Here is a 23,977-nt window from a genome sequence, read left to right as displayed (position 1 = left end):
CGGATGGCTCGGTCAGCGTCATTCTCGACGCCAGATCAGGCACGCAGGGGGCGCATATGCAGACAGCAACTCAGGGGCATATTGGGGCAGAAGCCCGCCTCAGCCATATGAGCGCGCCCGACGGCACCCAGCTGGCGCTGCGCGACTGGCCGCTGGAAGAGGGCCGTAAAAGCCGTGCAACGGTGCTGCTCGTGCATGGTCTGGGCGAACACAGCGGCCGCTACGCCGCGCTGGCGCGCAGTCTCAATGCCTGGGGCTTTGCCGTGCGTGCCTACGACCAGTACGGCCATGGCCTGTCGGGTGGGCCGCAAGGCGGGCTGACCAGCGATATGCGGCTGCTCGATGATCTGGCCGTGGTGCTGGATGGCCTGCGGGCAGACTTGCCCAAAAAACAGCAAATTGTGCTGCTAGGCCATAGCATGGGTGGGCTGGTAGCTGCAGATTTTGTAGCAACAGGCCTGCGACATGTGGACGCGCTGGTGCTGTCATCGCCCGCGCTGGCTCTGCATTTGTCGGGCTTGCAAAAAGCCTTGATGGCAGGCCTGCCCAGGCTGCTGCCCAATCTGCGCGTGGCCAACGGCGTGCAGTCGCGCCACCTGTCGCATGATGCTGCGGTGGTGAAGGCCTATGACAGCGATGGTCTGAACCACAACCGCATCAGCGCACGGCTGGCCCGCTATATGGCGGAAGGCGGCCTGCGCGTGCAGGCCAAGGCGCGCAACTGGTGCGTGCCCACGCTGCTGCTATGGGCGGGGCAGGACCAATTGGTGAACCCGGCAGGCAGTGCCGAGTTTGCACAGCAGGCGCCGGGCAGCGTGGTGCAGGCCCAGTGCTTTGAGGCGGCCTATCACGAGATCTTCAACGAAAGCCCCGAGCTGGCAGAGCCCGTGCTTGCGCGGCTTGCGCAGTGGCTGGATCTGCAGTTTCTGGAGTCTTAGAGCAGCGGTGGCGGCTGCTTGCGGCCTTTTTCCACGGGGTTGGCGCGCAGTTTTTCTGCAGGATAGGGGCGCAGAAATTCCTTGGCCTTGTTGACCTTGGCGTTGAGCCAGGCGTCATACGCACCTTCGTTGAGGATGGCGGGCATGGCCTTATCGTTGCCTGCGTGGCCGTAGCGGTTCATCAGCGCATGGGCGTTGGCGTTAATGGTGATGAGGGCGTAGCTGGTGATGATTTCGCCGTCTTCGCCCACCCAGCGCGCCCAGACGCCGGCGGCGCCCATGGGCTGGTTGTCCACGCGGGTGATGCGGGTGGGCACGGGCTTGCCGGGGCGCAGATCATCGACCTGAAAGGCCTGCAGCGGCACGATGCAGCGCTGGCCAGCCAGCCAGGCGTCCCGAAACGCGGTGCCTGTGGTCAGGTTGTCGATCTTTGCGTTGACCAGCTTGAGGGCGCGCAAACGGCCATCTGAGGCGGATTTGACCCAGTGCGGCACCAGACCAAAGCTGGCGGATACCAGAACGCGCTCTACCGGTGAGGGGGGCGCTCCTTCTTCAGGAGCTGTAAACGTACGACCCAAAAGCGCTGCAGAGGATTCAGCGGCTGCATTGACGATGATGCAGCCTGTGCGGCGCGGGGTGATGATTTTTTCGGGCAGAGGCTCGGGGGCTTCCACGCGGAAATTCTGGGGGTAGAACTCGGCCTTGGCCAGGGAGAGGTGACAGCTGCTCATGATTTACTCCAGGGCCAGCAATGAAAGAGCGGCCACAGAGGCCGTTTCGGCGCGCAGAACGCGGTTGCCCAGACTGGCGGGCTTCCAGCCGCGCTCCAGCGCCCAGTCTTCTTCCTGCGCGGTCAGGCCGCCTTCGGGGCCGTGCAGCACCCAGACGGCCTGGGCATCGCCCGTGGCGGCGCGCAGTGGCTGGTTGCCTTCGCGCAGGGACAGCACCAGTCGGGTGGCATCAGTGCCAGGGGCTTCGCTGCTGCGCAGCCAGTCGGCCAGCGACTGAGGGGCGTGAATGACGGGCACCTGGTTACGGCCGCATTGCTCGCAGGCCGAGACGGCAATCGACTGCCAGCGCTCGATCTTCTTGTCCGCACGGTCGCCCTTGAGCTTGAGCACGCTGCGTGCCGCCATCACGGGCTGAATGCTGGCTACGCCCAGCTCAGTGGCTTTTTCCACCAGCCAGTCCATGCGCTCGTTGGCGGGCATGCCCACCACCAGATGCACGGCACGGGCGGCTTCGCGCTCGGTGGCGCGGTGAGACTCAATGCGCACGCCCACATCGCTGCGGCCCATATGGGTGATGACGGCATCGAACTCGCCGCCCGTGAAGCCATTGCCGGTCTGGCCCTCGAACAAGGTGATGACATCACCGGGCTGGTGACGCAGCACCTGCACATGGCGAGCAGCGCCCGCAGGCAAGTCCAGCTCGATGCCAATATGCAGTGGAATAGGGCAGTGATAGCGCGGCATTTGAATAGATAGCAATAGTCTGAAATAGGGCGTGGCTCAAGCCAGAAACACCGAGCAAGGGCCGCCCCGCCGCGAAGGTGTTGTCCCCCTCCGGCGCGTAGCGCCAGAGAGGGGGAAGGCGCAAAGCGCCTCAGGGGGTGTATTTACATCCGCCCGTAGGCATACCCAACCTGCGTCTGAATACCCTCGATCTCATCGATCAACTTCAGGAAGGGGCCCAGAGCGCGGTAGCGGTCGCAGGTGGTGCGGATGTAGTGGATAAAGCGCGGTGCATCGGCCAGGTATTTGGGCTTGCCGTCGCGCAGTGTCAGGCGGGCGAAGATACCAGCAACCTTGAGATGGCGCTGCAGGCCCATCCATTCGACCCCACGGTAGAACTCGCCAAAGTCATCACCCCAGCCGCTGGCGCTGGTGGCGCCCACCAGGCCAGCCTTGCGGGCTTTTTCCCAGTAGCGGATGGTGATGTCGATGACAAAGTCCTCTTCCCAGGTGATGAAGGCATCGCGCAGCAGGCTGGCAATGTCATAGGTGATGGGGCCGTAGACCGCATCCTGGAAGTCCAGCACGCCCAGGGGGGCGCCTTCGTTCACGGGCTGCATCAGGTTGCGCATCATGAAGTCACGGTGCACATAGACGCTGGGGGCCTGCAGGTTGTGGGCCACGATCTGGTCAAAGGTCTTGCTCAGCAAGGCTTGCTGCTTGTCATCCAGCGTGAACTGGCGGTGCTGGGCAATGTACCAGTCGGGAAACAGTTGCAGTTCGCGGCGCAGCAGGGCTTCGCTATAGGGGGGCAGGTTGCCTGCATTGCCTGATTTGGAGGCCAGTTGCCATTCCAGCAGGGTTTCCAGCGCAGACCGGTACCAAGCTTCTGCATCCTGGGGTTTTTCGGGGTCCAGCGCCTCAATCACGGTTTTGCTGCCCAGGTCGTTGAGCAGCATGAAGCCGTTGGTGGCGTCCCAGTCCAGAATCTGCGGCACGCAAAGGCCTGCTTCGGCCATCAGCGCCTGAACCTTGACGAAAGGTGCGCAGTCTTCCTTGTCGGGAGGCGCGTCCATGACGATAAGGCTGTTGCCGCTGTTGCCGCTGGTGCCGTCCAGCCGCAGATAGCGGCGGAAGCTGGCATCAGCCGAGGCGGGGCGCAGGGTTTCAGGGCGCAGCTGAAGGCGGGAAGCCAGAGGGGCCAGCCAGGCGTCGAAAGCAGCGTGGCGGGCAGAATCTGCCCAGACAACGCCGGTGGAGGAGAGGTTTGAAGCGGTCATGGATAATCGGATTTTACAAACCGATGCTGCTGCATTACCGGACAGTGGTGCTAGGCTCTCGGTCTTACCCGTTGATGTATGCCTGCGCACGCGCGCTGATGACCACCGTGCAATCCCCAAATTCTCTGCAAGATTCCCTGGCTGACCGTTCTCGACCCGCTTCACGGGTGGTGCAGACGCGGCCGGTGATTCGTCCCCTGGCCTGGGCTGTGGCCCTGGCCTGGGCTGGCGCAGGCCTGCATGCTCAGGCCGAGGAAGTGGCAGCACCTGCATCCACAGTGCCTGCAGCAGAGACTCCTGCCGATGGTTTGCCTGCGCTGAAGCTCAAAACCAGCCCGATGCTGCAGGAGACCTATCCGCAGGAAGTGCGCGACCAGCAACCCATCTATATCAAGGGGGATAGCCTGTCCGGTCAGCCGGATATCAAGGCGTCAGTGCATGGCGAGGCCGAGCTGCGCCGTGGCGACACCGTAATCCGTGCGGACAAGCTGGATTACGCCGTGCCCGAGGACAAGGTCAACGCGGTAGGTTCGGTGCACATCAACCAGGCGGGCAATGTGTATGAAGGGACGGCGCTGGACTTGCAGGTCGATGCCTTCAAAGGTCAGTTCGACGACGCCAACTACCGCTTTCTGGCCAATGGCGCTTACGGCGATGCCGCGCGGGTGGACTTTGTGGACAAAGACCATGCCGTGGTGCACAACGCTACTTACACCACCTGCCAGCGTGATGATGAAGAGAGCTGGACACCGAGCTGGATGCTCAAGGCCGAGTCCATTGAGCTGGATATGGCCGAAGAAGTCGGTGTTGCCCGAAACGCCAAGCTGCAGTTCAAGGGCGTGACGGTGCTGCCCGTTCCCAGCATGAGTTTTCCATTGTCGGACAAGCGCAAATCAGGTTTGCTGCCGCCGATGATTGGCATGGATAAGCTGGGCGGTATCGAATATTCCCAGCCGTATTACTGGAATATTGCGCCTAACCGCGATTTGACCGTCACACCAAACGTGATGACCAAGCGTGGCATCAATGTGGCGGGGCAGTTCAGATACCTGGAGCCCAGCTATTCCGGCGAGACCTATGCCAGCTACATGCCCAGCGACCGTCTGCGCGATCGTGATCGCTGGGGTCTGTCCTGGCAGCATCGCTCGACCATTGACACGCCGATTGGTGGTCTGGGTCTGAACATGAATCTGAACCGCGTCAGTGATGATGATTACTGGCGTGACTTCCGTCTGGCGCCTGTCGCTTTGCGCCAGCGTCTGCTGCCCAGCACGGCCAATCTGAGTTGGGCCAAGGGCGATGGGGTGCTGAGCCTCAATATGACGCGTTATCAGACCCTGCAGGACCCGAACGCGCTGATTGCGCCGCCATACAGCATGGTGCCGCAACTGCAGTATCGCTATACGCCACAGGATCTGCCGCACGGTCTGGACTTCTCGCTGGTGGCGGACACTACGCGTTTTGAAGTATTCAATCCATTGGTCGGCCAGGCTGTGAACAACGGCCAGCGCAGCTATGTGCAGGCCCAACTCAGTCGCCCGTTCCTGTCTCCCGGTGCATTCATCACGCCCAAGCTCATGCTGCATACCGCCATGTATGACACGGACAATATGATGAGCAATGGCAGCAAGACGGCGAACCGCACCTTGCCCACTTTCAGTCTGGACAGCGGTCTGGTGTTTGAGCGTGATACGTCCTGGTTTGGCAAGAATTTGCTGCAGACGTTTGAGCCGCGTGCGTTCTACACCTATACGCCTTACCGTGACCAAAGCATGCTGCCGCTGTATGACACCGGTCGCAGCGACTTCAACTTTGCCAGTATCTTCTCCGAGAATGACTATGTGGGTCAGGACCGGATTGCTGACAATCACTTGATGACGCTGGGGGCGACATCCCGCTTTATCGACCCGGAAAGCGGCGCGGAGAAGCTCAAATTTGCAGTGGCGCAGCGCGTGCGTTTTTCAGACCAGAAAGTACTGCTGCCCGGTGAAGTGGCGGCAACGAGCCGCTTGTCTGACATTCTGCTGGGCGGCGCTGTCAACTGGACGGATAAGTGGTCCACGGAAGTAACCACCCAGTACAACCAGGACTTGAAGCGTACCGTTCGCACTACCGCTACAGCGCGTTACAGCCCCGGAAACTATCGCACCTTCAATATTGGCTACCGTACACAGCTTGATACCCAGACCAAGCAACCATCGAGCGAGCTGGTCGATGTGGGCTGGCAATGGCCCATCAATGATCTCTGGGGCGACAAGGGCAAGGATCTGGGCGCTGGCCGAGGTCAGGGCGGTGGTCGCTGGTATGCCGTGGGTCGTCTGAACTACTCCATCAAGGACAACAAGCTGGTCGATACCGTGGTGGGCTTTGAATACGATGGCTGCTGCTGGATTGGCCGTGTCGTGCTGGAGCGTCTGCAAAGTTCGGTGATTCAGTCCAATTTGCGCCTGCTGTTCCAGATGGAATTTGTGGGCTTCTCGCGCTTGAGCTTTGGTGCTGACCCGACCGCCAGTCTCAAGCGCAATGTGCCGCGTTACCAATATCTGCGTGAGGCGGTGACTCCGCCCAGCCGCTTCACCAATTACGATTGATCAAGGTTTTTCATGCGTTTTTTCCCTCAATCATCAAACGCTTGCAGCGTGGCCGTTGCTTTGCTCATGATGGCCTCGGCCGTTCAGGCTCAGGGCCTGAAAACTCCTGCAGCTGGCAAGGCCAAGGGGGCAGAGTCCTCTGTTTCCCGTGCACTTGATGCAACTGTTCAGTCTTCGGGCCGTCAGTTGCCAGCGGCCGGTCCGCGTGCCGCCGACTACATCGTGGCTGTGGTCAATTCCGAGCCCATTACCAACAACGATGTGCGTGCCCGCATGGCCCGCGTGGCCCAGAACGTGACGGAGCAGGGTGGCCAGTTGCCGCCCCAGGCCGAACTGGCCCGTCAGGTGCTGGAGCGCCTGATTCTGGAGCGTGTGCAACTGCAGGAAGCGCAGGACACCGGCGTCAAGGTGGACGACCTGACGGTCAACCAGGCCATGGCCAATGTGGCTCGTCAGAACAATACCGACGTGCCCGGTCTGCTGGCCCGCTTGAAGGCCGATGGCCTGTCTGAAGCGCAGTTCCGTGGGGAAATTCGCAACCAGATGACCATGCAGCGCGTGCGAGAGCGCGATGTGGATGGCAAAGTGAAGGTCAGCGAGGCTGATATCGATCGTTTCATTAAGGAGCAAAAGCGCCCCGGTGAAGCCGCCAACGCTGCCATGGTGGACCTGGGTCACATTCTGATTCTGGTGCCGGAAAACGCCAGCCCCGCGGTGGTGGTCGAGCGCGAAGCCAAGGCCAAGCAGGCCGCAGAAGCAGCGCGCAAGAATCCCGACTTCATCGCCTCCGTGCGCGAGTTCTCGGATGTGCCCAATGGCCAGGGCGGTGGCTCCATGGGCATGCGCCCCATGAGCGAGTACCCAGAACTGTTTGCCAAGCAGGTGGGCTCCTCGGCCACCGGCACCATCGTGGGTCCCTTCCGCTCGGATGCCGGTTTTCACGTCATCAAGGTGCTGGGCAAGTCCCAGTCGGGTGCGCCAGCCTATGTCACGCAGAACCATGGACGCCACATTCTGCTGCTGGTGGACAAGAACCTGAGCGAAGCCCAGGCCGCCAAGCGCCTGCAGGACTACAAGCGCCGTGTGGAGTCTGGCCAGGCCACCTTCCAGCAACTGGCGCAGGAATTTTCCAAGGACGGCAGCGCCCGCAGCGGCGGCGATCTGGGCTGGTCTTCGCCCGGCCAGTTTGTGCCTGAATTCGAGCGCGTGCTGGATGCGCTGCAGCCCGGCCAGATCAGTGAACCCGTGGTTTCCCGCTTTGGCGTGCACCTGATTCAGCTGATCGAGCGTCGCCAGGAAAAGCTGACAGACCGCGAGCAGCGCGAAATGGTGCGCAACGCCGTGCGTGAGCGCAAGGCCGAGCAGGACTACGAAACCTGGCTCAAGGAACTGCGCGGCAAGGCCTTTGTGGAATACCGCGAGCCACCGCAATAAGTCCATGCAATTCGCTTGAAGTGCCCGCTGCTGTCATCATTGCGCATCGGGCACACAAGACACCCTCTCTCATTTCAAGCGGTGCTCAGGCACCGCTTTCGCATTCATGAAACATATTCCCCGCAAGCGCTTTGGCCAGAATTTTCTGACCGATGGCGCCATCATCGACAACATTGTTGAAGCCATTGACCCCAAGGCGGGCGAGCCCATGGTCGAGATTGGCCCCGGCCTGATGGCCCTGTCCCAGCCGCTGGTCGAGCGTCTGGGCAAGCTCACCGTGATTGAGCTGGACCGCGACCTGGCCGCGCGCCTGCGCCTGCGCGACGATCTCGATGTGGTCGAGTCCGACGTGCTCAAGGTCGATTTCCGCGCACTGGCCGCCCGTATGGGTGTGCCCAAGCTGCGCGTGGTGGGCAACCTGCCCTACAACATCTCCAGCCCCATCCTGTTCCATCTGCTGGAGCAGGTCGATGTGGTGCAGGATCAGCACTTCATGCTGCAAAAAGAGGTGATCGACCGCATGGTGGCCGATGCCGGTAACTCGGCCTATGGCCGCCTGTCGGTCATGCTGCAGTGGCGCTATGCCATGGAAGACGTGCTGTTTGTGCCGCCAGGCAGCTTTAACCCGCCGCCTAAGGTCGATAGCGCCGTGGTGCGCATGATTCCGCGTGAAAAGCCCGCCGAGCTCAACTCCGTGCTGCTGGAAGAGCTGGTGCGCGTGGCCTTCAGCCAGCGCCGCAAAATGCTGCGCAACACGCTGGGCAAGTGGCTGGAAGAAAAAGGCTTTGCGGGCGAGTTCGATCTACAGCGCCGCGCCGAAGAAGTGCCCGTGGCCGAGTACGAGGCTCTGGCTGCGCAGTTTTCCTGAATAAACGTCAAAATAGCATGAAGTCTATATATTTAAATGACTTCATGCTATTAATTTGATAGTTTATGCGGTCGCTTGCAGCGCATCACCCAGTGCGTTGATCAGGCGCTCAATCTCGGCCTTCTCACTGATAAACGGCGGGGCCAACTGAATCGTGTCGCCGCCGTAGCGCACATAAAATCCAGCGTCCCAGCACTTCATGGCGATTTCATAGGGGCGCCTGGCAGGCTCTCCGGGCAGGGGCTCAATCGTCAACCCGGCGGCCAGCCCGATATTGCGAATGTCCAGCACATGCCGTGCGCCCTTGAGGCTGTGCACAGCCTGCTCGAAAAACGGGGCCAGTTCACGCACGCGGCCCGGGCCATCTTCTTTCTCCAGCAGATCCAGCGCCGCAATACCTGCCGCGCAGGCCACGGGGTGGGCTGAATAGGTATAGCCGTGGGCAAACTCCAGCATGTACTCGGGCCCGCCTGCATCCATGAACTGGTTGTAGATCTCGGGCGTCACCACGCAGGCGCCCAGCGGCTGCGCACCGTTGGTGACTTGCTTGGCGATATTCATGATGTCTGGCGTCACGCCAAAGGCCTCGGCAGCCGTCATGGCGCCCAGACGGCCAAAGCCGGTAATGACCTCATCAAAAATCAGCAAGATATTGTTTTGCGTGCAGATCTCGCGCAATCGCTGCAGATAGCCCGCTGGCGGAATCACTACGCCGCCTGAGCCGGACATGGGCTCCACAATCACGGCGGCGATATTGCTGGCGTCATGCAGGGCAATCAGGTCCAGCAGGCGGTCGGCCAGTGCCTTCCCATCCGTCTGGGGCACGCCTTTGCAAAACGAGCCCATGGGCGGCTGGGTATGGGGCAGGTGATCGGCTTCTATGCCCTGGCCAAAGGTTTTGCGGTTGCCCACCATGCCGCCTACCGAAATGCCGCCAAAGTTCACGCCGTGATAGCCTTTTTCGCGGCCAATCAAGCGGGTTTTGCTGCCCTGGCCCTTGGCACGCCAGTAGGCGCGGGCCATCTTGAGCGAGGTATCGGCTGATTCGGAGCCTGAGCCGGTGAAGAACACATGTTCCAGCTTTCTATCCTGACCCTTGGGCATCAGGCCCACGATGCGGTTGGCAAGCTCGAACGATGCCGGGTGGCCGAACTGAAACGCGGGCGAGTAGTCCAGCTGCAAGGCGGCTTTGCCAATGGCTTGGGCAATTTCCTGGCGCCCATGGCCCAGACCGCTGCACCACAGGCCAGAGAGGCCATCAAAAATCTGGCGCCCATCTGCATCGGTGAAATACGCGCCTTTGGCCGCCGTGATGATGCGCGGCTGAGCCTTGAAGTTGCGGTTGCCGGTAAACGGCATCCAGTGCGCGTTCAGCCACTGGGCATCTTGCTGGCTGGCGACATTTTGGGCTTCAGTGTCTGCAATCTGCATGGGAACTCCTTGAATTCCCACCCATTGTTGGGCGGCGCCCGCTTGGGCGAAATAGCCGCAAACCCATGGTTTGTCATCTCGATGACAGCGGATGCTTAGTTATCCACAGCAAAGAATGGCGGACTTGTTCAATGCTCACTGGTTATTATTGATTGAGCTGAAAAGCGGCAGTTTTCACCAGAGATCATGGTGACTTATGCACAGTGTTGTGCTCAGTCCAGATGGCCTGCACAGTCGCCAATCGCCGCCAGTGACTGCATCAGCCACTGCTGAAAGTGAGAGGGCGTGTTCTGGCTCATGCTGGCAGGCCTTCGGTGGGGTGTGCTGCCTGTTCTTTCTTTTTCAGGCGGCGCTCCCAGGCTTTTTCGTGGAAGAAGAAGGCGAAGGCCTGTACCGTGGGCTCCAGCAGGCTCAGCGTCAGCGAGGCGATCAGGTTGCCGGTGACGGCATAGGCCACGCAGGCGGCAACGGTGATGTGAATCACGTAGTAGCTGGCGGTCTTGGTCAGGGTCAGGCGGTTGGTGCGCAGGGCTTGAATCAGGCGTGTCATGGTGTTCTCCAGAAGCATTGCCTTCATGGTATGGAAAATAGCCTTAAAGATCTAATTGAGAATTATTACTATTGCGATAGTGGCTTTGCCAGCTGTGCTTTGGCGCTCTTGCTAAGCTGGCGCTTGCAGAGTTTTAGAAAAATTGACCGCTAGCCATTGCTGTATAAGCGCTGGCAGCTATGAATTAATGAGTATTTGATGACGGAGTTTTTGCATATTGCGCTGCGCCCGCTGGGTGTGGCCGATGTGGATGCCGTGCTGCGTATACAGGCGCAGTGCTACGGCGCAGGCTTTGTGGAGCCCCGTGAGGTGTTTGCGCGGCGGCTGGCGGGGGCAGGGCATTGCTCCTGGGCGGCAGTGCGCGGCGATGAGGTGATGGCGTACCTGGCGGCCTACTGGTCGCGCCCCGGGGCAGTGACGCCGCTCAACGGCGACTTTGCCCAGTACGCAGATGCCAGCGTGCTCTATCTGCACGATATGGCGGTCTCGCCCGCAGCTGCGGGCCAGGGGCTGGCCTCTCGCATGGTGAAGGCCGTGCGCCAGCAGGCCAGGGCACGCGGCATTGCGCGCACGGCACTGGTTTCGGTGCAGGGTTCACAGGCTTATTGGGAACGTCAAGGCTATAACTGTGTGTTTCTGGAAAATGCTGCGCAGCAACAACATTTGGACAGCTATGGCAGGGGCGCTGTCTATATGGAGGGATTAGTCTGACACGTTCCGGGGGCTGGGCAAGGATAATGCCGCCCATGCCCAATCGCTGGAAACCCAATGTGACAGTCTCGGCCATCATCGAGCGCGATGGCCGCTTTTTGCTGGTCGAAGAAAGCACGGCGGATGGACTGCGTCTGAATACGCCAGCCGGCCATCTGGACCCTGCCGAGACACCCATCGACGCCTGCGTGCGCGAGGTCATGGAAGAGACCGCCTACAGCTTCACGCCCACGGCGCTGGTCGGCATCTACATGAATCGCTTTGTGCGCACCCGCACGGGCGACGACATCACCTACCTGCGCTTTGCCTTCACGGGCGAGCTGGGCCTGCACCACGCGCACTGCCATCTGGATGAGGGCATTGTGCGCGCCGTCTGGCTGACGCTGGACGAGCTCAAGGCCACGGCCCATCTGCACCGCAGCCCCATCGTGCTGGAGTCGATTGGTGACTATCTGGCGGGGCAGCGCCATGATCTGGGCATGGTCCATGCGGATGCCAGCATCTTCCGCCCACCCCAGCCCACGCCTGCCGTGCCCAAGCACGCCGGAGCCACGCTGGACGACGTGCTGGCGCAGATTCACTGAGTGCTGAATAAAGCAGCTGTGACAGGCACGCAGCCAGCGGCTGTGCACAATGCCCAGTCATGCCGCTGTCCAGCCTGATTCGACTGATTGCACTGGCCGCCCTTTGGGGCGGCAGCTTTTTGTTCATGCGTGTGGCGGTGCCGCATCTGGGCGCGGTGCCCACCGCCGTGGGGCGCGGCCTGTTTTCTACGCTGGGGCTGGGCGCGGCATTGTTCGCCATGGGCTACCGGCCACGGCTGGGGCGCTATCTGTGGCCTCTGCTGGGTCTGGGCGTCATCAACTCCGGCATTCCCTTTCTGATGTACTCGCTGGCGGCGCAGGTGCTGCCTTCGGGCTATAGCGCCATCTTCAACGCCACCACGCCACTGGTGGCCACAGTGGTGGGCGCGCTGGTGTTTGCCGAGGGCATTACCCCGGCGCGTGTGGCGGCGGTGTTGCTGGGCATCTGCGGCGTGGCAGTGCTGGCGCAGGCGGGGCCGCTGCACATCACGCCTGCCGTGCTGGGCGGCATGGCCGCCTGCTTTGTGGCCACGGTCTGCTATGCGTTTTCCAGCTTTCTGACCTTGAAACTGGCTGGGGCTAATGCGCCGGTGGATATGCGAGCCGCCGTATTCATCAGCCAGCTGGGTGCGCTGCTGGTGTTGCTGCCTGCCTTGCTGGTCGATGTGCTGCTGCAGCCGCAAAGTCTGGCGCAATTGCAGGCCGCACCCCTGCTGGCCTGGGGCAATGTGGCGCTGCTGGGCTTGCTGAGCACCGCGCTGGCCTATGTGCTGTATTTCCGTCTGATTGCCGATGAGGGTCCGCAGAAAGCGCTCACGGTGACATTTATCGTGCCAGTGTTTGCCGTGCTCTGGGGCTGGCTGCTGCTGGGCGAGCCGCTGAGTCTGGCCCATGCAGCGGGCGGTGGCCTGATTGCGCTGTCGCTGTGGATGGTGCTGCGCCCTGCGGCTAAAAAATAAGCATCCAATATGACTGCTTCGCTTATAGGTAAAGCGCTTCCAGCTATGAAAAAAGGACTGCCTGAGCAGTCCTGAAAGAAGAGAAGTTTGGAGTTTCTCGAAACCTGAAACCAAGGGCTTAGTTGGAGCTGATCTTGCGCTCCTTGACCACCTTGCCCCACTGGTCGTATTCCTTCTTCATGAAGGCGGCAAATTCCGGGCGGGTTGTGGGCTGGGGTGTCAGGCCGTGCTGCTTGAGGGCTTCTGCCACACCTGCGTCCTTAAGCACCTTGGTGATCTCGGCGTTCCAGCGGTCCAGCACGGGTGCGGGTGTCTTGCCGGGGGCGACAAAGGCGTACCAGTTCAGCGCTTCAAAGCCGGGGTAGCCCGCTTCTGCCACGGTGGGAATATTGGGCATATAGGCCGGGCGCGTCAGGCCGGTGGTGGCCAGCGGAATCAGCTTGCCGGTCTCGATGTGCGGCAGCGCCGTGGGTGGCGCGGCAAAGTACGAAGTCACGCGCTCGCCCAGCAAGTCCTGCAGCGCTGGGGCGCCGCCCTTGTAGGGCACATGCACCATCTCCACGCCTGCGCGCTGGTTGAACAGCTCACCGGCCAGATGCGAGGCCGAGCCTGCACCAGTCGATGCGTAATCCACGCTGCCAGGCGCCTTCTTGGCCTTGGCCACAAATTCGGCCAGCGTCTTTACGCCCGCGCCCTTGTGCACGACCAGCACATTGGGGAAATTCACACCGCCAGAGATGGGTGCCAGATCGGTGAAGGGGTTGTAGCCCACCTTCATGATGTGGGGCGCAATCGTCAGCGGGCCGACCGAGCCGAACAGCAGCACGGTGCCGTCAGCAGGTGCCTTGGCCACAAACTGGTGGGCGATGTTGCCGCCCGCGCCGCCCTTGTTGTCCACAACCACGGTCTGGCCGATGTTCTCGCCCAGCTTCTTGGCAATCAGGCGCGCAGCCGCATCGGCAGCGCCACCAGCGGCAAAGCCCACGACCAGCGTGACGGGCTTGTTGGGCAGCCAGTCGGGTGCAGCAAGCGCCGCAGAGCCCAGGCTCAGCAGGGATGCAGCCACGGCAGTGGCGCGCAGGAAATGGCGTTTATTCATCATGGGATGTCTCCTTGTGAGGATGTTTTGATTCGCCCCGGGTCTTTCAGCCCGGGGTCGGCTGGTTTAATCAGCGCCCAGGCCGATGGGGCTGGGTTCGCGCTTTTCGGCGTTGTGGCGCAGCAGCGAGGCCGTGCGGAACACGCCGTGGGCAAACTTGCCGTAGGGCAAGGTGGCAAACAGGGCAATCACCGCGCCCAGATGCAGGCACAGCAGCAGCGCAAGGGCAGGCGTGCCCCGGCCCAGCCACAGCGCCAGGCCGCTGGCAGCCACCACAAACAGCAGGGCGATAAAACCCAGGTCCATGGGCTTTTGCTTGGCATCGCCATGCAGCGGATGGCGGGTGCGGTTCAGGTGCCACAAGCCAGCAGTGCCGATCATCAGACTCACGCCACCCAGAGCGCCCAGAATCTTGGGCAGGCTTGGCAGCTCATACGGCGCAGGCAGGTTGAAGACGTAGTGGTACACCGTGGCCAGTGCCGTGGCCGCAAAGCACAGCATGAAGCCGTAGAAGGTGAAGTGGTGGAAACGGCGGCGCTTCAAGGTGTACTCGTCGTCCTCGTTGTGGCAGCCGTCACCGTGGCCACCATCCAGATACTTCAGACGCAGCACGTCGTGCGTGGCTTCGGCAGCGGCCGGGCCGCTCACATCCACATTGCTGGTAGCGGGTTTGACGTCCTTCCAGAAGCGACGCACGCCCATGAACAGCGCAAACACCACGAACAGAAACACCGGCGCAAAAATGCTGACCAGCAGGTTGTGCGGGAACAGGTTGTAGAAGTTGTTGCCCAGATTGCTGTTCCACAACTGGCCCAGCCCGCCCTGCATGGCCACAGCCAGCGCGAGGAAGATAAACAGGCCCGCCACCAGTGCTAGAGACAGCGTCAGGCCATTTTTCTGATACAGCTTGCCCATTGCAGGCGGCCAGGCGTAGTCGGCATAGGTTTGGCCGCGCACCTCGGCCATGGCCTTGGGGATGTTGATGGCAAATTCATGTGGCGGCGCGTACTGGCAGGCGTGCAGGCAGGCGCCGCAGTTGTGGCAGAGATTGGCCAGATAGTGCACATCGGCCTTGCCGAACTCCAGGCGGCGCGTCATGGCCGGGAACACGGCGCAAAAGCCTTCGCAATAGCGGCAGGCATTGCAGATCTGCATTACGCGGGCTACTTCGCCCTCGGCCGCTGTTTCCGTGGGTGCAGGGATGATGGGGATGACTTTGCCCGTGATGCCGGTGGCCAGGGTCTGGGCTTCCTTGCCCAGTTCTTGCAGGGATTGGATGCTCATTCAGACCTCGTCTTTTACTGCGCCGTGGATAGCGGCTTTACCAGCGGCCGCCAGCGCCGCATTGCGCCCGGCAATCCGGCCAAACGCCGTGCCAATCGACATGCCCACACCCGCGGTGTAGCCCTTGCCCAGCACATTGCCGGCCATCATTTCGCCCGCCACAAACAGGTTCTGGCTGGGCTGGTCGTTAAAACGCACGGCGGCGGTGTCGTCCACCTTCAGGCCCAGATAGGTAAACGTCACGCCGGGGCGCAGCGCATAGCCATAGAACGGCCCGGTATCCAGCGGGCGTGCCCAGTGGGTTTTGGCGGGAGTCACGCCTTCGGTATGGCAGTCGTCCAGCGCCGTGTGGTCAAAGTGGCCCACCTTGCAGTTGCCGTTGTAGGCATTCAGGGTCTGCATAAAGGTGTCCACATCCAGGCCCAGCTTCTGCGCCAGCTCGGGCAGCGAATCGGCCTTCACACCAGGGAACACCGGCGGCATAAAGCGGCCAATGGCCTTGCTGTCGATGATCGAATAGGCAATCTGCCCCGGCTGCTGGGCCACCAGGCGGCCCCAGATGGCATAGCGCTTGGGCCAGAAATCTTCGCCTTCGTCGTAAAAGCGCTTGGCCTCGCGGTTGACCACCACGCCCAGCGACACGCAATCGATGCGGGTGCAGATACCGCCGTCATACAGCGGGGCGCGGGCGTCAATCGCCACCATGTGGGCCTGTGTGGGGTCGCCAATGCTGTCTGCGCCCTGCTCGTCGAGCATATGGCGCAGCAGCACGCCCTTGTTGAAAGCTGTGCCACGGATCAGAAAGTTGTCCGAAGGCCATTCGCCGCGCTCGTTCTGGCCCCAGGCCTCACGCAGCCATTCGCGGTTGGATTCAAAGCCGCCTGCAGCCAGCACGCAGCTTTTGGCGGTGATGCGCTGGCCCTTGACCCAGGCGGCCAAAAACCGACCGTTGTCGATTTCAATATGGTCCACGGGTGATTCGTAGCGAATTTCCACGCCCAGTTTCTCGGCACTGCGGTAATACGCATTCACCAGCGCCTTGCCGCCGCCCATGAAAAAGGCATTGGTGCGTGCCACATGCAACGCGCCCGACAGCGGCGGCTGAAAGTGCACGCCGTGCTTGCGCATCCAGTTGCGGCAGGTGGAGGAGGCGCGGATCACCATGCGGGCCAGATGCTCGTTGGTGATGCCGCCGGTGACTTTGAGCAAGTCCTGCCAGTACTCTTCTTCGGGATAGGCTTCGACCAGCACATCCTGCGGCGCATCGTGCATGCAGCGCAGATTGCGGGTGTGGCCGGAATTGCCGCCGCGCCACTCGCGGGGCGCGGATTCAAGCAGCAGCACGCGGCTGCCCGCTTCGCGTGCCATGAGTGCGGCGCACAGGGCCGCATTGCCACCACCGATGACGAGTACATCGGTGTCAAAGGCTTCAGTTTTCATGATGGGCTGCCATGCGCGCAGGCCCATGGCGGTTCAACGTGGGTGAATCTTGTCTTGCCTCTGATCCCGAAAAACACTCTTTTCAGAGTGCATCAGGGAAAGTGGGCAAGTGTTGAACCTCACTGTAGAGAGCGCCGCCTCACCCGTGCAGCGGGGTGAGGGGATGGGGGTATCACGATTTGTGATGTTTGCTAGGTCGACAGCTTTTAGAAGCTGGCGCGGTAAGTCACCGGGTCAAGGCAACAGTGCTGGGCAATGTCGCCTTGCAATGTGAAGAAGCGGGGTTGAGCGCGAAAGCTGTACACACGGCGAAGATGGTACTTTTGGCTCTCTGCCTGAGACACTTTTAGTTCGTTGTGGCTCAAGAAAAATGGGGTTTCCTTGGCAAAGGTGGTGGTCTTCACTTCAATTAACTGTTCGTGGCCATCCAAGTCGAAAGAGCGCACATCAAATCCAAGGCCATCTCCTTGCGTTTGCGAGACATGCTCAACTTTATTCGCCAAATTATGCAAACCGTGTTGCTCCAGCTTCCAGCATTCATAAGCGATGACAAAGCGCTCGCCAGCCAAGCCTAAAGATTGATTGCGTGCTTCTTGCGCCAGAAAGTCGCGCTTTGAAGGATGTCCCGCGACATATTGGGCCAACGGTTCTGCGACACGGTGACTTTTTTGGGGTGCTTGCTGGGGAACATTGTCGAAACTGAGTAGCAATGGCATTTGCGCTGGTTGCATCACAGCAGACTCAACAATCTGATCTAAAGAAGGGTATGTAGCGATCTGCCGGATGACTTCGTCCAGCAAGTCTTTCTGAAAATTAGATCGCGGTTTGTAGCCTTGAATCGACGGGTATCCAAGCAATTTCATCGCTGCGCTGATATTGCAGTGTTTGAACTCTATGGAGCCTTTGGATCGTTTGCCCTGAAGTTGTTCAAGCAGCAAGTTACGGAAATCCGTTTTGCTATACCGCTGCCCAGCCAATTCCAACGACAGCATATCGAGATAAGAGCGAACAATGGTGGTGATTTCTTGGCTCGTCCAGTCGCTGTTTTGATTGATTTGCACCATGCCGCTATCTTGCCAGGCTGTGTGCCGTACTGGCAGCGTGCCTACGCTGGCATTCCCAACATCCGCTGGTTTCTCTAGACCCTACACCAGCGCAGCCCCTACCCATCCCCCTGACTTTACCAACTGCCGCGCGCAATCCATCAACACCACCCGTGCAGCTAGCGCAGCAGGGGAAAGTTCATCGTCAGACAAGCTGCACAGCGCGGCTTTGCGCCGCACGGATTCGTCGGCGATCTGCGACCACTGAAAGCGCTCTGTGGCGTCGCGGTACATGCCCACGGCAGACCAGGGTTGGACGGTAGCACCCATGCCCGCGTCTACCGCTTCCATCAGCAGCGGCAGGGAGTCGATTTCCATGGCCATTTGCGACTGAAAGCCTGCACTGGTGAATGAGGTCATGATGGAGCTGCGCAGGCCGTGACTGCCCGAGGGCAGGATGAGCGGCACCTGCTGCAGCTGCGCCAGGCGGATGGGCGTGTCGTGCGGTATCTGCGCGGCTACCGGCTGGCGGCGCGACTGGATGAGGAACAGTTTTTCTTCCAGCAGCGGCATCACGCTCCAGCGGCGGGCGCTATTGGTGTCAAAAAGAATAGCTAGATCCAATTGTCTGGCGTTGAGAAGACTCGTTAAATGCCCTGAAAGCGCCGACACCATGTGCAGGCGCACATCGGGGTAGCGCTCGCGCATGGCGCGCATCAGTGGCAGGCCCAGCACGTTGGCGATGGTGGGCGAGAGCCCCATGCTGACGGCACCCGACAGCCGCGCCTGCTGGGCAGCGTGAATGGCTTGCGTGGCATGGCGCAGGGTGAGCTGGGCCTCGTGAAAAAAGGCCTGACCCGCCTCCGTGGGGAGGACGCCGCGTGGTGTGCGCTGCAGCAGCCGGGTGGAGAGTTCCGACTCCAGCCGGCTGATCTGCTGGCTGAGTGCGGACTGCACCATGTCCAGGTCCAGCGCGGCGCGGCTCATGGAGCCCAGTTCAACAATCCGTACAAAGTAGCGCAGCTGGCGCAGTTCCATGGCAAATCCTCACGCCCGCAGCAGCAAAGCGGGCGCTGGGATAATCGCACACCTATGAGCAACAAGCACCGTGTCGTGGTGGGTTTGTCGGGCGGTGTGGATTCCGCTGTGACGGCCCACCTTCTCAAACAGCAAGGCCACGAGGTCGTCGGCATCTTCATGAAGAACTGGGAAGATGACGATGACAGCGAGTTTTGCTCGTCCAATATCGATTTTGTGGACGCTGCCGCTGTGGCCGATGTGATCGGCATCGAGATCGAGCATGTCAACTTCGCCGCCGATTACAAAGACCGCGTCTTTGCCGAGTTTCTGCGCGAGTACCAGGCCGGCCGCACACCCAACCCGGATGTGCTGTGCAACGCCGAGATCAAGTTCAAGGCCTTTCTGGACCACGCTATGCGCCTGGGGGCCGACAAGATTGCCACCGGCCACTATGCGCGCGTGCGCCAGAACCCCGAGACGCAGCTGTTCGAGCTGCTCAAGGGGCTGGATAACAGCAAGGACCAGAGCTATTTTCTGCACCGCCTGAACCAGGCGCAGCTGTCCAAGGCCATGTTCCCCGTGGGCGAGCTGCGCAAGACCGATGTGCGCCGCATTGCCGAAGAAATTGGCCTGCCCAACGCCAAGAAAAAAGACTCGACCGGCATCTGCTTTATTGGCGAGCGGCCCTTCCGCGACTTCCTGAACCGCTACATCAGCAAGGAGCCGGGCCCGATTCTGGACGACCGCAACCGCAAGCTGGGCAAGCATGTGGGGCTGTCGTTTTACACGCTGGGTCAGCGCTCCGGCCTGGGCATTGGCGGCGTGAAGGAAAAAGGTGCGGCGCGCGGCGCGGGCGACCATGCTCCATGGTTTGTCGCGGCCAAGGAAATGGACAAGAACATTCTGCGCGTAGTGCAGGGGCACGATCACCCCATGTTGCTGTCGCACGCGCTGGTGGCCGACCAGATCAGCTGGGTGGCTGGCCATGCACCTGCCGAGGGCACGCAGTACGGCTCCAAGACCCGCTACCGCCAGCCGGATTCACCAGCGCTGATTTCGCAGGCGACGGAGGCAGGCTTCCGTCTGGATTTCCCCGAAGCGCAATGGGCAGTCACGCCCGGCCAGTCGGCCGTTTTGTACGACGGCGATGTGTGTCTGGGCGGCGGCATCATTGCCCAGGTGGATCCGGAAGCGGCTCAGTAATTTCTCAATAGTCCCTCACCGCATCAAACCACTGCTGGGCCAGCTCTTCGGTCACGCCCAGCGCCTGCGCCTCGGGCCGTTGCGCCAGCTGCCACACGGCTTCTCCCAGGTCTTCGCGCTCGGTGGTTTCAATGCCTTTGACGCTGTTGAAGCGCACGGTAAATGCCTCAATCGCTGCCTGCGCCTGCTGGCGCTGGGTGGCAGAGCGCAAAGCCAGCTCTACCGCGTCATAAGCCGCATGGGCCAGCTTGGCGCGGGTGGCGGGCCAGCCTGCAAATGGGCGGCCATATTCCTTGGCCCACCATTCGGGTTTGCGCAGCTGGGTGACAGAGCTGTAGCCGCCCCAGGCACGCTGTTTCTCACGCGCCTTCATTTGCTGGCGCAGGCGTTTGCCGGTGGCTTCTTCCACGTTGTAGGCGATAAAGCTTTCCAGTGCGGGCCAGCTGTCGAGTGCTGGCAGGCCGCTGAGCTGTGGCATGAAGCGCAGTTGCAAAGACGTCAGCCCCTGCAGGGCCACCAGCTCCTCCAGATCCACACAATGGCCCCAGAGCGATAGCGAGGTGAGCTGCTGGAACTGCCGCAGCCCGCGCAGCGAAATCGGCTGCTTGCCCGCGCCGTTGCCCAGCTCCAGGTGCTGAACCTGCTGCAGCGCACCCATGTCGGGCAGTTGCAGCGGCGCATCGCTGCTGCGCTTGCTGGTGGCTGGGCTCAGGCTCAGGTATTGCGGCAGGCCGCCGCTGAATTGCGCTTTGTGCAGCGAACCATGCAGACCCAGTCGCGGCACTCTGCCCGGCGGTGTGCTGGGCAAGCGAATATGCAGATTGCCCGCAGCATCTGCAGGCAGGTGCAGTGACAGCGCATCAATGCGGGACAGGCTGGCATCTACCTCGACGTCATGGGGCAGCGCGGGCTTCCAGGTAAAGCCTTCGATGTCGCGCTGGGCTGACCAGGCAAAGAAGCCGCTGTCATTGCCGTGATAGTCGATATGGCGCGGCCAGGGCGAGCCCGCCATGGTGGCGAAGGGATCAAAGCAGGGCCAGTGAATGGGTTCATCCGCCTCCACCCACAAATCAACTTTCTTGCCCATGGCACGCGGGCCCAGCGAGAGGCGGCCTACGCCAGGGCTGGTGGTCAGCGTATGGGGCTTGCCTGCCGTCAGCGGCAGGGGAAAGCGGCCATCTTCGTGCAGCACCCCGTCGATCACAATGCCCATATTTAAGCTCCCTGGCTTCTTTTGCAGAGGGCTATGTTATGTGAGATGTGAGTCGTGCCTATGGCTGCAGCGGCATCGAGCCCGACGGCGTTTCTGCGGACGCTCCTGTTCGTTCACTCAGCAGCAAGCGGGCCAGCAGCACGGTGGTACCGGTGGAAGACTCTACCGTCAGCGTGCCGTTGATGCGCTCCACCCGGGCTTGCATGCTGCGCATGCCCACGCCCATGCCATTGGCCTGGGTGCTGTGCACATCAAAGCCTACGCCGTCGTCGGTGATGCGCAGCGTCAATTCCTGGGGCGAGGGCTGCTCCAGAAAGACGCAGACGCGCCGGGCACGGCTGTGTTTGATGACATTGGTCAGCGCCTCTTCCAGCACCCGGGTCAGCGTCAGGCACTGAATGGGGCTGGGGCAGGTGATCCAGATGGGCGGCAGCACCCAGCTGGCCTGCAGTTCCAGCTCTTCAAACAGCAGGCTGAAGCGGTGGCGTATCGGGGCAATCCACTGGGCGGGGGTTTCAGGAACCTGCAGGGTGATGCTGGCTCCGTTGTCAATCATCTGGCGCAGGTCGTCGCGCATGAGCTTGAGCATGGACAGCACCTGGGTATTGGGCAGGGGCGCGCGCGACTGCTCGACATAGGCAATCGAGCGCACCAGAGAGCCGCCCAGGCTGTCATGCAGGTCATGAGAGATTTGCATGCGCTCTTGCAGCAAGCTGTGGCGCAGGGCCAGAGAGTGCTCGCGCTCCAGCGTCAGGCTCAGGTCATCACAGGCGCGGGAGACGCTTTCGGTCAGCTCGACATTGAACTGCTCGATGCGCCGGATATTCAGGGCCAGCTGTCGGCCCAGCACCAGCGCCAGTGCAATCGTCGTGATGGGGACGGAGTAAGGCTGCAGCGAGATGGATGGCCCGATGAGGCCATTGACCGACAGCAGGTCATGAAGGCCGGGGAGCAAGACAAAGGGAATGCAGGTGGCAAACATCAGATGCTCGGGCTTGCGTGTGCGCCAGGCATGGAAGGGAAACCACAGGCTGATGACGACGATCAGCAGCGCATGAATGGCATGGGTGGCAATGGCTATGGCTATGGTCCGCCAGGAAACTGGTGCGAACACATGGAGTGCAAGCGCTGTGCCTGAAAAAACCCATAGCATTCTTTCCAGGCGAGGAAGGCGCAAATCGCCAAATCGAACAACAAAAATGCAGTAACTGGTAGCAAAACCGATGAACAGTACCGCGCCTGCCCGCGCATAGGCCAGCGATGAAGGCAGAGGCCAGGCGCTGATGGTCAGTGCACTGGCCATCAGCAAGGCCCAGAACATATTGGTAGTGGCATACCAGCCCAGTGTTGTCTGAGGGCGGTTTTGCAGCCAGGCAAAGCCAAACAGCACCGACATGACGAGCGCAACCATCAGGCTGATGTAGAGCATGGTGCGGTGATCCCACATTGCCTGCTCAAAGAGATCCATCAGCTTTTTGGGGTCTCCAATGTAAACCGGTCCCAGCCCAGCACTGTCATCGGCACGGCCGTGAATGCGAATCCAGATCTGATGCGTGCCCGCTTGCAGGCTGGTTTGTGGCAGCAGCCAGTACTGGGGCATGTTCCAGCTGCGGCTCAGGGGTTCGCTCAGGTACTTGTCGCGCCAGAGCGCGTCCTGACCGGCATAGACCTCGCCAGCCATGATCATGGAATGAAGAAACAGGGCCGTTGGCTGCTTGTCGCAGGGTTGTTGCCAGTCAATCCGGTACCAGGCGGCGCCCACATAGCCAGGCCAGCGGTTGCGCCAGTAGTCATTGAGCTTTGGCACAGGGCTCCAGTCCAGAGCCTGCCCTTCAGGAATGGGGCCCTGTGCATCGGCCTTGGCGACTTGAATTTTCAGGATCTGCGGCTGGCAGCTGGTGGCTTCCTGCGCATGGGCTGTAATTGCCGAGCATGCCAGCAGCCAGAACATCGCCAGCAGACGCAGACAGATGGAGGCGGAAAGCGGCTGGCGCATACGGTTCAGGGCAGCAGGCCGCGCGCTCGTGCTTCGATGACGGCTTTGGTGCGTGACGGTACCGAGAGCTTGCGGTAGATGTTCTTGATATGGCACTCCACCGTGTAGCGCGACAGAAACAGCGACTCGGCGATTTCCCGATTGGTCATGCCATCGGCCACCAGCTTGAGAATCTGTACCTCTCGAACGCTGAGAGCGCTCTCGGGCGGCAGCTCTTTCAGTGCGGCTGGCGTGGAGGGCTGCAACTCCGCAATGATGCGCCGCGCAATAAAGGGGTCGATGGGCGCGCCGCCGCGCAGCACGCTGCGAATGGACAGCGTGACTTCCAGATCGTCACGCTCCTTGAGGACATAGCCATTGGCGCCTGCTCGCAAGGCCGCGAGGATGGCGTCTTCGGTGCTCCAGGCGGAAATCACCAGAATGCCCATGCCAGGGTCTGCGGCGCGCAGTTCCGCAATCAGGTCGATGCCGCTGCCATCAGGCAGGCCCAGGTCCACCAGCGCCATTGCCACCGGGTGCTCTTGCAGACGGGCATGGGTCTGCGCAATGGACGAAGTAAAAATGAGAGCTTCATCCGTATATCCCAGGCTGCGCAGAATGCCTTCTATCCGTTTGCGAATTAAAGGTTCATCCTCCACAACCAGCAGTGGACTGGGAAGAATCGATTCGGCGGGCAGTGGAGGAAAGTTATTCATGTTCTGACAGTGCTCCGCAAATGTTACACAGTACAACTGTGAACAAGATTGCAGAGATTGCACATCACTGAAAATTGGTAATTTGCATGCGCATCGCAATCAATTGTTATTTTGATAGCGGAACAAGGCCCAATTCCCATGCTGGCGGCAGTAATACGCCGACATCGCGCGAGTGGCTTGAAGG

General features: G+C 61.0%; 21 protein-coding genes. 8 read left to right on the top strand and 13 right to left on the bottom strand.

The genetic code is table 11. The features are described 5' to 3' along the window. Positions 1-56 precede the first annotated feature (56 nt). Positions 57-938 (top strand): alpha/beta hydrolase, encoded by an 882-nt coding sequence (locus JDW18_RS22035; protein WP_218241709.1) that lies wholly within the window; start codon positions 57-59, stop codon positions 936-938. Here JDW18_RS22035 and JDW18_RS22030 read toward each other — a convergent pair. The 3 genes from JDW18_RS22030 to JDW18_RS22020 all read right to left on the bottom strand — a co-directional run bounded on the left by JDW18_RS22030 (position 935) and on the right by JDW18_RS22020 (position 3,672). Continuing rightward, the gene (locus JDW18_RS22030) at positions 935-1,669 is read right to left on the bottom strand and encodes an SOS response-associated peptidase (protein WP_218241708.1); all 735 of its coding nucleotides are present in this window, start codon (positions 1,667-1,669) and stop codon (positions 935-937) included. The genes JDW18_RS22035 and JDW18_RS22030 overlap by 4 nt on opposite strands. Before the next feature lie 3 nt (positions 1,670-1,672). Next, complete coding sequence (locus JDW18_RS22025) at positions 1,673-2,413, bottom strand: 16S rRNA (uracil(1498)-N(3))-methyltransferase (RefSeq protein WP_218241707.1); 741 nt, start codon at positions 2,411-2,413, stop codon at positions 1,673-1,675. A 143-nt stretch (positions 2,414-2,556) separates the two neighbouring features. Then, on the bottom strand, positions 2,557-3,672 hold the full coding sequence (locus JDW18_RS22020) for an aminoglycoside phosphotransferase family protein (RefSeq protein ID WP_218241706.1): 1,116 nt from the start codon (positions 3,670-3,672) through the stop codon (positions 2,557-2,559). A 98-nt stretch (positions 3,673-3,770) separates the two neighbouring features. Here JDW18_RS22020 and JDW18_RS22015 point away from each other — a divergent pair, with 98 nt between their 5' ends. The 3 genes from JDW18_RS22015 (at position 3,771) to rsmA (ending at position 8,565) form a co-directional block, all read left to right on the top strand. Continuing rightward, positions 3,771-6,263: an LPS-assembly protein LptD gene (locus JDW18_RS22015; RefSeq protein ID WP_218241705.1), complete on the top strand. Its 2,493-nt coding sequence runs from the start codon at positions 3,771-3,773 to the stop codon at positions 6,261-6,263. A gap of 12 nt (positions 6,264-6,275) precedes the next feature. Further along, positions 6,276-7,697: a peptidylprolyl isomerase gene (locus JDW18_RS22010; protein ID WP_218241704.1), complete on the top strand. Its 1,422-nt coding sequence runs from the start codon at positions 6,276-6,278 to the stop codon at positions 7,695-7,697. 106 nt (positions 7,698-7,803) lie between these two features. Continuing rightward, the gene (gene rsmA / locus JDW18_RS22005; protein WP_218241703.1) at positions 7,804-8,565 is read left to right on the top strand and encodes a 16S rRNA (adenine(1518)-N(6)/adenine(1519)-N(6))-dimethyltransferase RsmA; all 762 of its coding nucleotides are present in this window, start codon (positions 7,804-7,806) and stop codon (positions 8,563-8,565) included. A 63-nt stretch (positions 8,566-8,628) separates the two neighbouring features. Here the strand turns inward: rsmA and aptA are convergent, their stop codons facing one another. Both aptA and JDW18_RS21995 read right to left on the bottom strand, forming a co-directional pair. After that, entirely contained in the window at positions 8,629-9,996 is a 1,368-nt protein-coding gene (gene aptA, locus JDW18_RS22000) for an omega-aminotransferase AptA (RefSeq protein WP_218241702.1), read from the bottom strand. Between the two features lie 295 nt (positions 9,997-10,291). After that, entirely contained in the window at positions 10,292-10,546 is a 255-nt protein-coding gene (locus JDW18_RS21995; RefSeq protein ID WP_218241701.1) for a DUF2061 domain-containing protein, read from the bottom strand. 198 nt (positions 10,547-10,744) lie between these two features. On the opposite strand from JDW18_RS21995, the gene JDW18_RS21990 reads away from it, so the two are divergent. The 3 genes from JDW18_RS21990 to JDW18_RS21980 are packed head-to-tail and all read left to right on the top strand — an operon-like array spanning position 10,745 to position 12,800. Further along, a complete protein-coding gene (locus tag JDW18_RS21990) occupies positions 10,745-11,257 on the top strand; it encodes a GNAT family N-acetyltransferase (protein ID WP_218241700.1) in 513 nt (170 codons plus the stop codon). Between the two features lie 26 nt (positions 11,258-11,283). Continuing rightward, entirely contained in the window at positions 11,284-11,841 is a 558-nt protein-coding gene (locus JDW18_RS21985) for an NUDIX hydrolase (protein ID WP_218241699.1), read from the top strand. Between the two features lie 59 nt (positions 11,842-11,900). Next, positions 11,901-12,800: a DMT family transporter gene (locus tag JDW18_RS21980; RefSeq protein WP_218241698.1), complete on the top strand. Its 900-nt coding sequence runs from the start codon at positions 11,901-11,903 to the stop codon at positions 12,798-12,800. 118 nt (positions 12,801-12,918) lie between these two features. Here the strand turns inward: JDW18_RS21980 and JDW18_RS21975 are convergent, their stop codons facing one another. The 5 genes from JDW18_RS21975 to JDW18_RS21955 form a co-directional block, all read right to left on the bottom strand. Beyond that, positions 12,919-13,902, bottom strand: a complete 984-nt coding sequence (locus JDW18_RS21975) for a Bug family tripartite tricarboxylate transporter substrate binding protein (RefSeq protein WP_218241697.1) — start codon at positions 13,900-13,902, stop codon at positions 12,919-12,921. A gap of 63 nt (positions 13,903-13,965) precedes the next feature. Further along, entirely contained in the window at positions 13,966-15,183 is a 1,218-nt protein-coding gene (gene tcuB, locus JDW18_RS21970; protein ID WP_218241696.1) for a tricarballylate utilization 4Fe-4S protein TcuB, read from the bottom strand. Beyond that, positions 15,184-16,623, bottom strand: coding sequence for an FAD-dependent tricarballylate dehydrogenase TcuA (gene tcuA, locus JDW18_RS21965; RefSeq protein WP_218241695.1), 1,440 nt, complete (start codon positions 16,621-16,623; stop codon positions 15,184-15,186). Positions 16,624-16,829: 206 nt separating this feature from the next. Continuing rightward, positions 16,830-17,687 (bottom strand): protein NO VEIN domain-containing protein, encoded by an 858-nt coding sequence (locus tag JDW18_RS21960; RefSeq protein ID WP_246610172.1) that lies wholly within the window; start codon positions 17,685-17,687, stop codon positions 16,830-16,832. An 81-nt stretch (positions 17,688-17,768) separates the two neighbouring features. Further along, positions 17,769-18,704 carry a LysR family transcriptional regulator gene (locus JDW18_RS21955; protein WP_218241694.1) on the bottom strand — a complete coding sequence of 312 codons (936 nt, stop codon included), beginning with the start codon at positions 18,702-18,704 and terminating at the stop codon, positions 17,769-17,771. Between the two features lie 54 nt (positions 18,705-18,758). Here JDW18_RS21955 and mnmA point away from each other — a divergent pair, with 54 nt between their 5' ends. Then, complete coding sequence (mnmA, locus tag JDW18_RS21950) at positions 18,759-19,889, top strand: tRNA 2-thiouridine(34) synthase MnmA (protein ID WP_218241693.1); 1,131 nt, start codon at positions 18,759-18,761, stop codon at positions 19,887-19,889. Between the two features lie 4 nt (positions 19,890-19,893). Here the strand turns inward: mnmA and JDW18_RS21945 are convergent, their stop codons facing one another. Genes JDW18_RS21945 through JDW18_RS21935 form a run of 3 tightly spaced genes read right to left on the bottom strand, consistent with a single transcriptional unit; the run spans position 19,894 to position 23,793 of the window. Continuing rightward, a complete protein-coding gene (locus JDW18_RS21945; protein ID WP_218241692.1) occupies positions 19,894-21,102 on the bottom strand; it encodes a transcriptional regulator in 1,209 nt (402 codons plus the stop codon). Between the two features lie 58 nt (positions 21,103-21,160). After that, the gene (locus tag JDW18_RS21940; protein WP_218241691.1) at positions 21,161-23,098 is read right to left on the bottom strand and encodes a sensor histidine kinase; all 1,938 of its coding nucleotides are present in this window, start codon (positions 23,096-23,098) and stop codon (positions 21,161-21,163) included. A 5-nt stretch (positions 23,099-23,103) separates the two neighbouring features. Next, complete coding sequence (locus JDW18_RS21935) at positions 23,104-23,793, bottom strand: LuxR C-terminal-related transcriptional regulator (protein WP_218241690.1); 690 nt, start codon at positions 23,791-23,793, stop codon at positions 23,104-23,106. Positions 23,794-23,977: the final 184 nt, after the last annotated feature.

Origin of the sequence: Comamonas fluminis (genome assembly GCF_019186805.1) — a bacterium.
GTDB classification, from domain to species: domain Bacteria; phylum Pseudomonadota; class Gammaproteobacteria; order Burkholderiales; family Burkholderiaceae_C; genus Comamonas; species Comamonas fluminis.
This window is presented reverse-complemented; position numbering and strand designations above follow the sequence as displayed.

Bases quoted from the DNA above. Each gene is read 5' to 3' on its own strand.
- JDW18_RS22035 (WP_218241709.1), top strand. From the start codon at position 57: ATGCAGACAGCAACTCAGGGGCATATTGGGGCAGAAGCCCGCCTCAGC.
- JDW18_RS22030 (WP_218241708.1), bottom strand. From the start codon at position 1,669: ATGAGCAGCTGTCACCTCTCCCTGGCCAAGGCCGAGTTCTACCCCCAG.
- JDW18_RS22025 (WP_218241707.1), bottom strand. From the start codon at position 2,413: ATGCCGCGCTATCACTGCCCTATTCCACTGCATATTGGCATCGAGCTG.
- JDW18_RS22020 (WP_218241706.1), bottom strand. From the start codon at position 3,672: ATGACCGCTTCAAACCTCTCCTCCACCGGCGTTGTCTGGGCAGATTCT.
- JDW18_RS22015 (WP_218241705.1), top strand. From the start codon at position 3,771: ATGACCACCGTGCAATCCCCAAATTCTCTGCAAGATTCCCTGGCTGAC.
- JDW18_RS22010 (WP_218241704.1), top strand. From the start codon at position 6,276: ATGCGTTTTTTCCCTCAATCATCAAACGCTTGCAGCGTGGCCGTTGCT.
- rsmA (WP_218241703.1), top strand. From the start codon at position 7,804: ATGAAACATATTCCCCGCAAGCGCTTTGGCCAGAATTTTCTGACCGAT.
- aptA (WP_218241702.1), bottom strand. From the start codon at position 9,996: ATGCAGATTGCAGACACTGAAGCCCAAAATGTCGCCAGCCAGCAAGAT.
- JDW18_RS21995 (WP_218241701.1), bottom strand. From the start codon at position 10,546: ATGACACGCCTGATTCAAGCCCTGCGCACCAACCGCCTGACCCTGACC.
- JDW18_RS21990 (WP_218241700.1), top strand. From the start codon at position 10,745: ATGACGGAGTTTTTGCATATTGCGCTGCGCCCGCTGGGTGTGGCCGAT.
- JDW18_RS21985 (WP_218241699.1), top strand. From the start codon at position 11,284: ATGCCGCCCATGCCCAATCGCTGGAAACCCAATGTGACAGTCTCGGCC.
- JDW18_RS21980 (WP_218241698.1), top strand. From the start codon at position 11,901: ATGCCGCTGTCCAGCCTGATTCGACTGATTGCACTGGCCGCCCTTTGG.
- JDW18_RS21975 (WP_218241697.1), bottom strand. From the start codon at position 13,902: ATGATGAATAAACGCCATTTCCTGCGCGCCACTGCCGTGGCTGCATCC.
- tcuB (WP_218241696.1), bottom strand. From the start codon at position 15,183: ATGAGCATCCAATCCCTGCAAGAACTGGGCAAGGAAGCCCAGACCCTG.
- tcuA (WP_218241695.1), bottom strand. From the start codon at position 16,623: ATGAAAACTGAAGCCTTTGACACCGATGTACTCGTCATCGGTGGTGGC.
- JDW18_RS21960 (WP_246610172.1), bottom strand. From the start codon at position 17,687: ATGGTGCAAATCAATCAAAACAGCGACTGGACGAGCCAAGAAATCACC.
- JDW18_RS21955 (WP_218241694.1), bottom strand. From the start codon at position 18,704: ATGGAACTGCGCCAGCTGCGCTACTTTGTACGGATTGTTGAACTGGGC.
- mnmA (WP_218241693.1), top strand. From the start codon at position 18,759: ATGAGCAACAAGCACCGTGTCGTGGTGGGTTTGTCGGGCGGTGTGGAT.
- JDW18_RS21945 (WP_218241692.1), bottom strand. From the start codon at position 21,102: ATGGGCATTGTGATCGACGGGGTGCTGCACGAAGATGGCCGCTTTCCC.
- JDW18_RS21940 (WP_218241691.1), bottom strand. From the start codon at position 23,098: ATGCGCCAGCCGCTTTCCGCCTCCATCTGTCTGCGTCTGCTGGCGATG.
- JDW18_RS21935 (WP_218241690.1), bottom strand. From the start codon at position 23,793: ATGAATAACTTTCCTCCACTGCCCGCCGAATCGATTCTTCCCAGTCCA.